The 13457-nt window shown below is 68.0% G+C and carries 12 protein-coding genes and 2 pseudogenes; 8 read left to right on the forward strand and 6 right to left on the reverse strand.

Features of this window, described 5'->3' with window-relative positions:
* Positions 1–377: 377 nt before the first annotated feature.
* The 8 genes and pseudogenes from PE067_RS00115 to PE067_RS00150 all read left to right on the forward strand — a co-directional run bounded on the left by PE067_RS00115 (position 378) and on the right by PE067_RS00150 (position 8655).
* Positions 378–554: a hypothetical protein gene (locus PE067_RS00115; RefSeq protein WP_276187268.1), complete on the forward strand. Its 177-nt coding sequence runs from the start codon at positions 378–380 to the stop codon at positions 552–554.
* A 33-nt stretch (positions 555–587) separates the two neighbouring features.
* A complete protein-coding gene (locus tag PE067_RS00120; RefSeq protein ID WP_276187269.1) occupies positions 588–1121 on the forward strand; it encodes an SLC13 family permease in 534 nt (177 codons plus the stop codon).
* Between the two features lie 510 nt (positions 1122–1631).
* On the forward strand, positions 1632–2216 hold the full coding sequence (locus tag PE067_RS00125) for an SLC13 family permease (RefSeq protein ID WP_346429630.1): 585 nt from the start codon (positions 1632–1634) through the stop codon (positions 2214–2216).
* A gap of 161 nt (positions 2217–2377) precedes the next feature.
* Positions 2378–4213 (forward strand): annotated as a pseudogene (ilvD, locus tag PE067_RS00130) (dihydroxy-acid dehydratase).
* A gap of 238 nt (positions 4214–4451) precedes the next feature.
* The gene (locus PE067_RS00135; RefSeq protein WP_276187270.1) at positions 4452–5651 is read left to right on the forward strand and encodes a Fic family protein; all 1200 of its coding nucleotides are present in this window, start codon (positions 4452–4454) and stop codon (positions 5649–5651) included.
* A 3-nt stretch (positions 5652–5654) separates the two neighbouring features.
* Positions 5655–7968, forward strand: a pseudogene (locus PE067_RS00140) (Tex family protein).
* Positions 7969–7971: 3 nt separating this feature from the next.
* Positions 7972–8163 carry a nitroreductase family protein gene (locus tag PE067_RS00145; RefSeq protein ID WP_276187271.1) on the forward strand — a complete coding sequence of 64 codons (192 nt, stop codon included), beginning with the start codon at positions 7972–7974 and terminating at the stop codon, positions 8161–8163.
* 30 nt (positions 8164–8193) lie between these two features.
* Positions 8194–8655, forward strand: coding sequence for a nitroreductase family protein (locus PE067_RS00150; RefSeq protein ID WP_276187272.1), 462 nt, complete (start codon positions 8194–8196; stop codon positions 8653–8655).
* A 56-nt stretch (positions 8656–8711) separates the two neighbouring features.
* Here the strand turns inward: PE067_RS00150 and PE067_RS21680 are convergent, their stop codons facing one another.
* The 6 genes from PE067_RS21680 to PE067_RS00175 form a co-directional block, all read right to left on the reverse strand.
* Positions 8712–9431 carry a hypothetical protein gene (locus PE067_RS21680; RefSeq protein ID WP_346429625.1) on the reverse strand — a complete coding sequence of 240 codons (720 nt, stop codon included), beginning with the start codon at positions 9429–9431 and terminating at the stop codon, positions 8712–8714.
* Positions 9328–9837 (reverse strand): hypothetical protein, encoded by a 510-nt coding sequence (locus tag PE067_RS21685; protein ID WP_346429626.1) that lies wholly within the window; start codon positions 9835–9837, stop codon positions 9328–9330. The genes PE067_RS21680 and PE067_RS21685 overlap by 104 nt, the downstream gene beginning before the upstream one ends.
* A 485-nt stretch (positions 9838–10322) precedes the next feature.
* On the reverse strand, positions 10323–11474 hold the full coding sequence (locus PE067_RS00160; RefSeq protein ID WP_276187273.1) for an AMP-binding protein: 1152 nt from the start codon (positions 11472–11474) through the stop codon (positions 10323–10325).
* Positions 11471–12046 carry a biotin transporter BioY gene (locus PE067_RS00165; RefSeq protein WP_276187274.1) on the reverse strand — a complete coding sequence of 192 codons (576 nt, stop codon included), beginning with the start codon at positions 12044–12046 and terminating at the stop codon, positions 11471–11473. Before PE067_RS00165 ends, PE067_RS00160 begins: the two co-directional genes overlap by 4 nt.
* Before the next feature lie 62 nt (positions 12047–12108).
* Positions 12109–12735: an energy-coupling factor transporter transmembrane protein EcfT gene (locus PE067_RS00170; RefSeq protein WP_276187275.1), complete on the reverse strand. Its 627-nt coding sequence runs from the start codon at positions 12733–12735 to the stop codon at positions 12109–12111.
* Entirely contained in the window at positions 12710–13447 is a 738-nt protein-coding gene (locus PE067_RS00175) for an ABC transporter ATP-binding protein (protein ID WP_276187296.1), read from the reverse strand. Before PE067_RS00175 ends, PE067_RS00170 begins: the two co-directional genes overlap by 26 nt.
* Between the last annotated feature and the right edge of the window lie 10 nt (positions 13448–13457).

Raw genomic sequence — 13457 nt, forward strand, 5'->3', positions numbered from 1 at the left:
ACGGGCCAGCCATGCCGGGTATTCCCGACAGATCGGGCAGGGCGGGACGCGATCCGACGACACCATCAGCGGCTGGCCAGCCGTCGCGGTCGTCCTGCCGCCCGTCCTGCCGGGGCAGAGGGCGACATGGCGGCGTCGCGGGTGGCGGACAGGGGCGGCGGGCCGGTTCATCGCGCCGCGCTGTGTGCGGGTTAAGGTCAGGGGGGTCATGACCTTGCCGACCGACCGCACCCCACCCCCTTATGCCGAACCGCCCCGACGGTGCGGGGTTCGTGTTTCGCGCGCGGATCGCCTATTGGCTTGCGGCAACAGCCCTCGCGCCTTGGGCCGGTTGCGGATCAGCGGGCGGCGGCGGCGACGGAGAGGGGCGCCTTATCATGAACATGGATCTGGCCATCACTCTGGCGCTGCTCTCCGCTGCGGTCGCGATGTTCGCGCTGAACCGGCCGCGCGCGCCATGTCGTGGCGATCCTGATGCTGACCGCCCTGCCCCTGACCGGCATCGTCACGCTGGACGAGCGCTCTCCGGTTTCAGCGACTTCAATATCTGCTGATCGCCGCGCTGTTCGTCGTCGGGCGAGGCGCTGGTGCGCACCGGCATCGCCGCACGCCGTCGACGACGGGCTGATCGCGCGGGCGGGCGCCTCAGGAAGGGCGGCCTGATCGCCCTGCTGATGGCCAGCACGGCGCTGATCGGCGCCTTCATGAGCTCGACCGGGGTGGTGGCGATCTTCATCCCCGTCGTGCTGCGCATCGCCGCGCGCATCGGCACGTCGCCGGGGCGGCTGATGATGCCGCTGTCGGTCGCGGCGCTGATCAGCGGCATGATGACGCTGGTCGCCACCGCGCCCAATCTGGTGCTGGACAGCCTGTTGCAGCGTCAGGGCGCGCGGGTTTCGGGTTCTTTGACATCACCCCCTTTGGCCTGCCGGTGCTGGCGCTGGCCGTGGGCTATATGCTGGTGGCGCGGCGCTGGCTGGCGGCGGGCGGCACCGCCGCGCCGCAGGTCGGGCCCCGCCCGGCCGAGCTGGATCGACAGCTACGGGCTGGCGGATCCGCGAATTGCGCATTCTGGTCGGGCAATGGTCAGCCCTGATCGGCAGGTCGCTGGACCAGCTTGACCTGAGGGCAACGCCAGGGCATCGACATTCTCCGGGCATCAGCGCGGCGCTGGCTGCTGGCCGCAGGCTGCTGCAACCCCGCCGCCGACAGCGTCTTGCAGGCCGGAGGACGTCGCTGTTTCTGGACGATGCTCGACCCCTCGGCCGAGCATGCAGGCGATGTGCCGGGCGCTGGACCTGCGGCCGATGCCGGTTTCGGGGCGGTATTTCAGCGATCACGCGCAGGAAATCGGCGTGGTCCGAGCCGATCGATGCGCCCCGGCGTCCCCTGGTCGGGCAGACCCCGGCGCAAAGCCGCTTTCGCCAGCCGCTCGGGCTGGCGATCGTCGAGGCTGCGCCGCGATTAACCGCCGTGCGGCCCGGCCGCCCATCACGCGCTGCGCGCCGGCGATACCCTGCTGGCCGTCGGCCCGTGGAAGAACATTCTGGCGCTGCGCCCACGGCCGCGAACTGGTCATCCTCGACCTGCCCCCGTGAACTGGACGAGGTCGTCCGGCCACCCACGCCGCCCTGCCCGCGCTGGCGATTCTGGCGCTGACCGTGGGGCTGATGGTCACGGGCGCGGTGCCGAACCTGCTGGCCGCGCTGATCGGCTGCCTGCTTCTGGGGCTGTGCCGCTGCATCGACATGGCCGCCGCCTATCGCGCGATCCACTGGCCCAGCCTTGTGCTGATCGTCGGCATGCTGCCCTTGTTCCATCGCCCTGCAAGAGACGGGCGGCGTCGATCTGGCCGCCAGCGCGCTGCGCGCCTGCTGGTCGGGACGGGCAGCCTGCATCTGGCGCTGGCCGCGGTCTTCATGGCGACGGTCCTGATGGGGCTGTTCATTTCCAACACCGCGACGGCGGTCCTGATGGAGGCCGGTCGCGCTGGCGCTGGCGGCGGATCTGCGGGACACTCGCCCTATCCGTTCGTGATGACGGTGGCGATGGCGTCATCGGCCGCGTTCCTGACCCCGATCTCCTCGCCGGTGAATACGCTGGTGCTGGAGCCAGGGAATTACCGCTTTGGCGATTTCCTGCGGATCGGTGCGCCGCTGGTCGTGATCACCCTGGCCGTCACCGTCGCGCTGGTGCCGCTGGCCCTGCCCTTCTAAGACGGTTTTGCGATGCTTTTCCGACTGAACTTTCCCTTTCGGACCTGATAAGCCACGTCCTGCCGCCGGATTCGGCATCCCTGCCCCGGCCCGGTTTGCCCGATAGACATGCGCGCCAGCCCGCCCCGCCGGACCGGCACAAGATCGAAGAGTCAGCCAGAATGCCAACTTACCGTTCCAGAACCACCACCCACGGCCGCAACATGGCGGGCGCGCGCGGCCTGTGGCGCGCCACCGTGCATGAAGGACGGGGATTTCGGCAAGCCGATCATCGCGGTGGTGAATTCGTTCACGCAATTCGTGCCGGGCCATGTCCACCTGAAGGATCTGGGCCAGATGGTCGCGCGCGAAATCGAGGATGCGGGCGGCGTCGCCAAGGAATTCAACACCATCGCCGTCGATGACGGGATCGCCATGGGCCATGACGGGATGCTCTATTCTCTGCCCTCGCGAGAGATCATCGCCGACAGCGTCGAATATATGGTCAATGCCCATTGCGCCGATGCGATGGTGTGCATTTCCAACTGCGACAAGATCACGCCGGGGATGCTGATGGCCGCCATGCGCCTGAACATCCCCGCGATCTTCGTGTCCGGCGGCCCGATGGAGGCAGGCAAGGTCACGCTTGGCGACGGCCGCACCGTGGCGCTGGATCTGGTCGATGCGATGGTCGCCGCCGCCGATGAGCGCGTGACCGACGAAGACGTAACCGCGATCGAACGCTCGGCCTGCCCGACCTGCGGGTCCTGTTCGGGCATGTTCACGGCGAATTCGATGAACTGTCTGGCCGAGGCGCTTGGCCTTGCGCTGCCGGGCAATGGCTCGACCCTCGCCACACATGCCTTCCGCAAGAACCTGTTTTTGAAATCGGGCCGTCTGATCGTCGATCTGGCGCGGCGCTATTACGAACAGGACGACGCGACCGTGCTGCCGCGTTCCATCGCCAGCCGCGCCGCATTCGACAATGCCATGGCGCTGGATATCGCCATGGGCGGGTCGACGAACACCGTCCTGCACCTGCTGGCCATCGCGCATGAGGGCGAGGTCGATTTCGACATGGCCGCCATCGACGCGCTGTCGCGCCGCGTCCCCTGCCTGTGCAAGGTCGCCCCGAATATCGCGGGCATCCATATGGAGGACGTGCATCGCGCCGGCGGCGTCATGGGCATTCTGGGAGAGCTGGACCGGGGCGGCTTGATCAACCGCGACTGCTGCACCGTGGACGAGCCGACCATGGGCGCCGCGCTGGCGAAATGGGACATCGCGCAGTCGAACCTGCCCGAGGCGCGCGAGGTGTTCCCGGCCGCGCCGGGCGGGGTGCCGACGCAGGTCGCGTTCTCGCAGGCATCGCTGTGGCCCGATCTGGACGTGGACCGCGAAAAGGGCGTGATCCGCTCGACCCAGCACCCGTTTTCCAAGGATGGCGGTCTGGCCGTGCTGCGCGGCAATGTCGCGCTGGACGGCTGCATCGTCAAAACCGCGGGCGTCGATGAAAGCATCCTGAAATTCACCGGCCCCGCCGTTGTCTTTGAAAGCCAGGATGACGCGGTCAAGGGCATTCTGGGCAAAAAGGTCAACGCGGGCGACGTCGTCGTCATCCGCTATGAGGGACCAAAGGGCGGGCCGGGGATGCAGGAAATGCTGTATCCGACCAGCTACCTGAAGTCGCGCGGTCTGGGCAAGGCCTGCGCGCTGATCACCGACGGGCGGTTTTCGGGCGGCACCTCGGGTCTGTCGATCGGCCATGTCTCGCCCGAGGCGGCGCAGGGCGGCACCATCGGTCTGGTGCGCGACGGCGACATCATCGAAATCGACATCCCCAACCGCGCGATCAGCCTTGTCGTCGATCAGGGCGAACTGGACCGCCGCGGCAGCGAACAGGACGCCAAGGGCTGGCAACCCGCCGAACCCGCGCCCGCCGCGTGACGACGGCGCTGCGCGCCTATGCGGCCTTTGCCTCATCCGCGGACAAGGGCGCGGCGCGGATCCTGCCCTGATTTCAGCGAACGCGACATGGGGCGGGCCGCAGGACCCGCCCCTTTTTCATGCGCCTTTCCAGCGCCGTATTGCACTTGACGTCAGCCATCGCCGTTTTTTCGCCATCAAACAGGTTTGATGACAGGCGGCTGACGGCAAACCTGTTTGACAACAGGATTTCGCCATATTTCGTTGTCAAACGGGTTTGACGCCACTAACCTGGCATCAAGCCGCTTTGCCGACAGGATCAGCCCTGAAATGATCGCCAAACCCTTTGACCTGACAGATGCCGTCACCTATCACACCGGCACCTTTCCCCCGCCCCGGCTGGATTACGAGGCATTGCTTGGCCCGCTGGAGGACGCCGCTGCCTCGCTGGCGCGTTACGACGCCAAGATGTCGGGCATGGTCAACAGCGAATTGTTTCTGGCCCCGCTGCGCCGTCAGGACGCCATCACATCCTCGCGGATCGAGGGCACGATTTCCACCATCGAGGAACTTTACCGCATCGAGGCCGAAGAGGATGCAGGCAGCGCCGACCCCTACCGCGAGGCGCGCAATGACGATATCGAAACCTTTCTGTATTCGCGCGCCCTGCGCAATGCGCAGCAGGCGCTGGCCGAAGGCATGCCGCTTGGCGAACATCTGATCCGCACGGCACATCAGCAACTGCTGTCCTCTGGGCGCGGCGCGCGCAAACGCCCCGGCAGCTACAAGGTCGAACAGAATTACATCGGGGACGAACGCCGGGGGCGGATCCATTATGTCCCGATTGCCCCCGAACAGCTTGCCCCGGCCATGGCCGAACTGGTGCATTACATCAATCACGGCACCATGCGCCCGCTGATCCGCACCGCCATCGCCCATGTCGAATTCGAGGCGCTGCACCCGTTCGAGGATGGCAATGGCCGGATTGGCCGGATGCTGATCACCCTGATGCTGTGGAAGCTGGGCGTGCTGCATCAGCCGAACTTTTTCGTCTCGGGCTATTTCGAAACGCATAAGGACGAATATATCGAACGGATGCGCCGGGTTTCGGCAGGGGGCGACTGGACGGGTTGGGTCACCTTCTTTCTGCGGGCGATGCATGCGCAGGCGACGGTCAACATCCAGACCGCCGATGCGATCTTTCACCTGCATGGCGCGATGCGCGAACGCTTTCGCGAGGCGCTGAATTCGCAATATCACGATCAGGCGCTGGATTTCGTCTTTGCCAGCCCGATTTTCCGCAACGACCGTTTCGTCGAAAGGTCCGGCATGCCCGCGTCCTCGGCCCGCGCGCTGTCGCGGCGGCTGGTCGAGACGGGGCTGCTGCACACCATCGAGCCCGCCTCGGGCCGGCGCGCGGCGATGTATGCGTTCGATCCGCTGCTTGACCTGCTGAAGGTCTGGCCGACACTGGATCGCCGCGCCCCGCTGCGCTATGACCGGACCCTGACCTATTCGCAGCAGGAATGACACATGGATACCGCCGCCCGCATCGCCCGCCTGATCGCCGCCGAAATCGGGGCCGCGCCGGGGCAGGTCACGGCGGCGGTCGAATTGCTGGATGGCGGCGCGACCGTGCCCTTTGTCGCGCGCTACCGCAAAGAGGTGACGGAGGGCCTTGACGACACGCAGCTACGCAACCTGTCCGAGCGGCTGACCTATCTGCGCGAATTGGAACAGCGCCGCGAGGCCATCGTCAAATCCATCCGCGAACAGGGCAAGCTGACCGATGATCTGGCCCGCCAGATCGCCGGTGCCGAAACGAAATCGACGCTGGAAGACCTGTATCTGCCCTACAAGCCCAAGCGCCGCACCAAGGCGATGATCGCCCGCGAAAACGGTCTGGAACCCTGCTGCGTGCCATTCAGGACGACCGCGCCGCCGACCCGGCGGTCGCTGCGGCGAGCTATCTCACCGAAGCCGTCACCGACACGAAAACCGCGCTGGACGGCGCCCGCGACATTCTGGTCGAGGAGCTTTCCGAAAACGCCACGCTTCTGGGCGGGTTGCGCGATTTCATGCGCGCAGAGGCAATGGTCACGGTCCGCGTCCAGCCCGGCAAGGAAGAGGCGGGGGCCAAGTTTTCCGACTATTTCGATCATCGCGAAAAATGGGCCGACATGCCGTCGCACCGGGCGCTGGCCGTGCTGCGCGCCGCCAAGGAAGAAATCGTCACCATCGACATCGCCCCTGACCCCGAAACCGGCACGCCCCGCGCCGAACGCATGGTTGCGGCGGCCTTGGGCCAATTGGGCGACCGCCACGGCGACCAATGGCTGCGCAATGTCGCGGGTTGGGCGTGGCGGGTGCGGCTGCTGAACGCGATGTATGTCGACCTTTTGACCGAGCTGCGCCGCCGCGCGCATGAAGACGCGATCAAGGTCTTTGCCCGCAATCTGCGCGATCTCTTGCTGTCGGCGCCCGCCGGTCCCCGCGCCACCATCGGTCTGGATCCGGGCATCCGCACCGGGATCAAGGTCGCGGTCGTCGATGCCACCGGCAAGCTGGTCGAAACCACGACGATCTATCCCTTTCAACCGAAAATGGACGTTCAGGGCGCGCAGGCCGCGCTGCTGGCCCTGATCGCGCACCACGATATCGACCTGATCGCCATCGGCAACGGCACCGCCAGCCGCGAAACCGAACGTCTGGTTGCCGAGGTGCTGAAACGCCTGCCGAAAACCGTCAAGGCCCCGACCAAGGTGGTCGTGTCCGAAGCCGGGGCCTCGGTCTATTCGGCATCCGAACTGGCGGCGCGGGAATTCCCCGATCTGGATGTCAGCTTGCGCGGTGCGGCCTCCATCGCCCGGCGGTTGCAGGATCCCTTGGCCGAACTGGTCAAGATCCCGCCCGAATCCATCGGCGTCGGCCAGTATCAGCATGACGTGGACCAGCGCCAACTGACCCGCGCGCTGGCATCCGTGGTCGAGGATGCGGTGAACGGCGTCGGCGTCGATCTGAATACGGCCTCGGCATCCTTGCTGGCGCATGTCGTGGGGCTTGGCCCGTCGCTGGCGCTGGCCATCGTCAGCCACCGCGATGCGCATGGCGCGTTCCCATCACGCAAGGCGCTGCTGAAGGTCGCGGGCCTTGGCCCCGTGCCTTTGAACAGGCCGCCGGTTTCCTGCGCATCCGCGACGGGGACGAGCCGCTGGATGCCTCCTCCGTCCACCCCGAGGCTTATGGTGTCGCCCGCCGCATCATTCAGGCCTGCGGGCGCGATATCCGCCAGATCATGGGCCAGCCCGCCGCGCTGCGCGGCCTGCGCGCCGAAGATTACGTTGACGATAAATTCGGCCTGCCCACCGTGCGCGACATTCTGGCGGAACTGGAAAAGCCCGGCCGCGACCCCCGCCCCGATTTCGTGACGGCAAGCTTTGCCGACGGGGTCGAGGATATCAGGGATCTGCGCCCCGGCATGGCGCTGGAAGGCACGGTGACCAATGTCGCCGCCTTTGGCGCCTTTGTCGATATCGGGGTGCATCAGGACGGGCTGGTCCATATCAGCCAGCTTGCCGACCGTTTCGTCAAGGACCCGCATGAGGTGGTCAAGGCGGGCGATGTCGTCCGCGTCCGCGTGACCGAGGTCGATATCGCGCGCAAACGCATCGCCCTGACCATGCGCAAGGACGGCGGCGCCAGCGCAGCCGAGGGGCGCAATGCCCGCGGCCCCGCGACGCCCAAGGGGCCGAAAGGCAACCGCCAGCCCGCGCAGGCAAAGCCCGCGACCCCCGACCAGCCCGGCGCGCTTGGCGCGGCGCTGCTGAATGCGCTGCGCAAGAACTAGGCGATGCAGGGGTTGGCAATTCAGGGGGTCGATGATCTGCTGCGCCGCCGCCGCTCGGTCCGGGCCTATCTGGACCGGCCGGTGACGCTGGCGGATGTGCAAGAGATCTGCCGTCTGGCCCGCACCGCCCCCAGTGGCGCGAACCTGCAGCCGGGCCATTATCACGTCCTGACCGGCGCCCCCTGCGCGCGCTGACCGCCGCGCTGGACCGGGCGATCGACGCAGATGCGCCGCAGGCCCGCGAATACAGCTATTTCCCCGAGCCGATGCCCCGCATCTCAAGGCGCGGCAACGCGCGGCGGGCTATGCGCTCTATCAGGCGCTTGGCATCCAGCGCCGCGATCTGGACGGGCGCAAGCGGCAGTTCCGCCGCAATTACGCCTTTTCGGCGCGCCGGTGGGGGTGATCGTCACCATCGACCGCCGCATGGGCGCGGGCTGTTTCATGGATCTGGGGATGAGCCTGATGGCCTTCCTGATGGCTGCCGAAGCGCGCGGGCTTGGCGCCAGCGGCATCGGCGCCATGGCCAATTACGGCCCGCAGATCCATCAGGCGCTGGCCCTGCCGGGCGATGAGATGGTCGTCTGCGGCATCGCCCTTGGCCATCCCGACCCGCAGGCGCCGGAAAACCGGTTCCGCACGGACCGCGCCGAACTGCCCGATTTCACCAGCTTTCGCGGCTTCTGAATCACCCCCGCACCGCGGGACGCAACGCGGCGCGCGCCAGCGCGTCGCCAGAACGGTCATGATGACAGCACCAGCGCCGTCCCCAGCCCTCCGGCCGCCGCAATCGCAGCCAGGCCGGTCTCCCCTGCCCCCGGCCCCCTGCCCCTGCCCCGCATCTCATGGACCAGCCGCACCGCATTGACCGCGCCGGATGCACCGATCGGATGCCCCCGCGCCAAGGCCCCGCCGCCCGCATTCACGCGGCTTTCGGGCAGGCCCGCGCCGCGGATGCAGGCGATGGCCTGCACGGCAAAGGCCTCCATGATCTCGACATGATCCAGCGCCGCGGGACGCAATGCGGCGCGCGCCAGCGCGACGCCAATCGCCGCGACAGGGGCCAGACCGGGCCATTCCGGCGCATCGCCCACCGTCGCCCCGGCCAGAACCACAGGCCCCGAAAGCCCCCGCCTGCGCGCCAGATCCGCCGACATCAGCAGACAAAACCCCGCGCCATCGGCGGCGACGGCGGTATTCGCGGCGGTGATGCTGCCCGCCAGCACCGGGGCGCGGGCGCAGGTGCGGGGCTGCATGATACGGGCGAAACCATCATGCTCCTGCCCCGCAACCGGCACGATTTCCGCCCGCATCCGCCCCCGCGCGGCAATGGCGCGGGCATGGCTGGCCATCGCCCAATCATCCTGATCCGCGCGCGAGATCCCCATGCGCAGGGTCAGCGCCTCGGCGGCCTGAACCATCTCGGGGTCGCGGTCGGGCGAGGGGTAAGGGGGGGCGGTCATAGGCCCGGGCCTCTCCGCCGTCGGGGTCGGTGCGCAGGCGCAGGGGGCGGCGGGAATAGCTTTCTGCCCCGCCGGCGATCACGATATCGGCCAGCCCGGCGCGGATCAGCGCATCGCCCTGCACGATCGCGTCCAGCCCGCCGCAGCATTGCCGGTCGATGCTCAGCCCGGCGACGCGCAGGGGCAGCCCCGCCGCCAGCGCCGCCACCCGCGCCGGATTGCCGCCACCGCCAAGCGCATTGGACAGGATCAGCTCATCCACCCGGTCCGGGGCAAGATCCGCGTCCCGCAGCAGCGCCCGAATGACCGGGGCGGCCAGATCGTGAACCTCCAGTCGCGCAAAGGCCCCGCCGCGCGGCATGACGGCGCTGCGGCGGGCGGCGGCGATGACGCTGCGCCGGGTCATGCCACGCCTGCGCGGGATGGCGCATGCGTCGCGACCGTTTCGGGAACTGCGACAACCGTCGAAGGGTCTTCACGGCTGCGACAGGCCCGCGCCCTTTGCCCCGCCGTCACGACATGCGACGCGGCGCGATGCGCATTGTTTCCGGCAAGGACAGAATCCGCGTCAGAGATTACCGGGCGCCCTGCCCGCTGTTCAGAAGGGCCGTCGATCCGGAAGGCCGGCAACAGGTATCCTGACAGGGACTTTCCGGCGTTTGGCATGGTATTGCCGCGCGAAAGAACCCCTGCGATCTGCCGCATGGCCCCATTCTGGAACAGGCAAGGCGGCAGGGTTTTTCACCCCGAAACGCGGTTTGGATGCGCGAAAGCGCCCCTGCGACATGCCACAAGGCAGCGGCGCCACGCGGGGCGAACGGGCAGGAACGGGCCATGCCGCCGCAGGACGGACCCGCCGCAACGCGGTGTCGCCCGCATCCCCCTGCCCGGTCATGGCGCGAACTGCCGCGTCAGCCGGGCAAGGTCGGGCTTGCCCGAGGGCAGCAGCGGCATCCGCTCCAGAAAATGGATGCGGCGCGGGGCGGCGTGATCTCCCAGGGCTGCGCGGCAGGCGCGGCGCAGGGCGCGGGCGTGATCGTCGCTGCCCGGCCCCTCGACCACGGCGATGATCGCGTGACCGCGCAGCGGATCGGGCAGCGCAATCACCGCGCTCGGCCCCGCACCCGCGCCGATCAGGACGGATTCGACATCCTCAAGAAACAGATTGCGGTCGGCGACGGTGACCATGCGGTTCTGGCGGCCCTGCAGGAACAGGTTCCCATCGCCGTCCAGATGCCCGATATCGCCCACGGTGATGAAATCGCCATCGCGGCAAAAGGGCGGCGCGTCGGGCTCGGCATAGGACATGGCCAGATAGGGGCTGGCGATCCAGATCTGCCCACCCGTGCCGATGCGCAGCCGCACGCCCGGATAGGCCCGGCCGACCGATCCGGGCGGCGTCGTTTCATCCGCCAGCGTCGCGAAACTGGTTTCCGAGGCGCCATAGAATTCGCGCAGCACCGCATTCGGGCACAGCCGCGCCATGCCCTGCCGACAGGCCGCATCCAGCCTGCCCCCGCCGCAAAAGACATGGCGCAGCGCGGGCAGCACCCTGCCCTGCCCCACCATCTGCAACCGCAAGAGCTGCGTCGGCGTCGCGTAAAGCACCGTGCAACCCTGCAACTGATCCAACTGGCTGCGCGGGCTGTCGCCGGCCAGAACGGCCAGGGCGGCGCCCAGATGCAGGGCCTCGACCGCGCCATACAGCGCCAGCGAATGACCAGGCGCGCCCAGAACCGCATAGCGGTCGGCGGGGCCAAGGCCAAAGACCTGCCGATTGACGCGAAAGCTGGCGATCCAAGAGCGCTGGCTGCGCAGGATCGTCTTGCTGCGCCCGCCCGACCCCGAGGTCTGGCACATCACCACCGCCCGCCCCGCGACCGGGCGCAGGGGCGGGTCGTCATGGCTGGCGTGGATGCCGTGGCGCTGGTGGATGCAGTCCAGCAGCGCCGCGACGGCGGAGCCGGTTCTGGTCGCGCGCCCCCGCGACGATCCGGGGTCCGCGCAGGCCGTGAACCAGTCGTCAGCCGCCTCAGGGCTCACAGGCGGATATCGCCCTGCCCCGCCGGGGCGTGGTGCCATGCCAGCGTCTGCGGGCGGGTGCGGGCGATCGCCTGAACCAGCATGCCGGTGATCGCGGCCTTCAGCAGATCGCCGGGGACAAAGACCAGAACCAGCACCGCCGATTCGGCCGAGGCCTTGTCCGCGTTGATGGCGATCCCGACGATCCCCATCGCATACAGCACCACGATCCCGCCCAGAACCGAACCAAGCCCGGCGGCCAGACCGGCAGGACGGATGCGGACATGTTCGACGAAAAGGCCCGTCACGAAGGCCGCGACCGGAAAGCCCAGCACAAAGCCCGCCGTCGGCGTGGCAAAGACGCCCAGCCCCCCGCGACCGCCCACCAGCAGGGGCAGGCCAAGCGCGACCAGCAGGACAAACAGGCCGACCGCCGCCGCACCGCGCCTTGCGCCCAGCACGGCCCCGGCCAGCATCACCCCAAGCGGCTGCGCCGAGATCGGCACGCCAAAGCCAAGCGCGATCGGCGGCACCAGCCCAAGCGCCGCGATCAGCGCGGCGAACAGCGCGATATGGGCGATATTGCGTTCCATGAGATTTCCCTTCCTGTATTTGCCCTGTGTCTCTGCCTGAGGGTTCCCTTGTCGGGTTTCCCTTACGTCAGGTGCGAATTCTGTTCCGGGCATAGCGGCCCGCCCCTTGCGCGTAAAGCCTCGGCAACGTGATCGGCGTCGTCCAGCGCCTGCAGCGTCAGGGGCAGGATCAGCCGCCAGCCCGGCCTGCGGATCGCCCGCGCCCGCCATGCCAGTGCCAGCGCCTGCGCGCGCGTGACCAGCACCGGGGTAAAGCGGATCATCAGCGGAATCGCCGTGTCCAGCAGATGCACCGGCAGACCGATGCGGCGGAGGGGCGCGGTCAGGCTGCGCAGGACCTCGATCATCTGGTCCAGCCGCGTGGTCATGGTCACCAGATTGGCCAGCGCCACGACCGTCGCCATGCGCAGGCAGATCACCACCCCCGTCGCCAGATCGCGCGTCACCAGATGCCACAGCAGCACGATCACGACAAAGGGCAGCAGCAACCGCAACCCGCGCAGCCCCGCGCGCAGGAATTCCCGCCCCGGCAGCGCATAGCCGACCAGAACCGCAGCCAGCGCCCCCGCATGGACCCACGGATTGCCGGTCAGGAACAGCGCGGTCGAAACCACACATAGCGCCGCCAGCTTGGCCCCCGCCGGCCAGCCATGCGCCCGCGTCCTAACAGGAGAGATCAGCGAGATCATCAAGATGCCCCAAACGCTGCATTTCGGCGGTGAAATCGGACAGGATCGGCGCCGCCGCGCCGCTGGCAACGATGCGGCCGCGATCCAGCCAGAACAGTTGGTCATAGCCCGCCAGATCGGCCGGATCATGCGAGATATGCAGCAGCCTCAGCCCCGCGCCGTCCAGATGCCGGGTCAGTTGCATCCGCGTCGGAATGTCCAGTCCGGCAAAGGGTTCATCCAGAATCAGCAGGCGCGGGCGCATGGCCAGCACCGCCATGATGCAGACCAGATGTTTCTGCCCCTGCGACAGCGCCGAAACCGGGGCATCGCGCCAATGCAGCCGGTCGAAACGGGCCAGCACCTCATCGGTCCGGGCCAGCGCCTCATCGCGGCTGGCGCCAAGCTGGCGCAGGCCAAAGGCGATTTCTTCGGACACGATGGGAAAGATGATCTGATGTTCGGGGTTCTGAAACAGGATGCCGACCATGCGCAACGCGGCGCGGCGGTCGGCATGGACATCGACGCCGCCGATGGTCAACTGCCCGGATGTCGGCGCGATCAGCCCCGCCAGCAGCCGCGCCAGCGTGCTTTTGCCCGAACCATTGCGCCCGACGATGCCGATGCGCGGCGCATTGCCCTGCAGGTCCAGCGGCCCCAGCACCGTGCGGCCCGAAATATCCAGCCGCAGCCCGCTCAACCGGATCGTACAATCAGCCGCCTCCGGCTCCATCCGCCTGCCC

This window comes from Paracoccus sp. DMF-8 (genome assembly GCF_029309835.1).
Classification (GTDB): domain Bacteria; phylum Pseudomonadota; class Alphaproteobacteria; order Rhodobacterales; family Rhodobacteraceae; genus Paracoccus.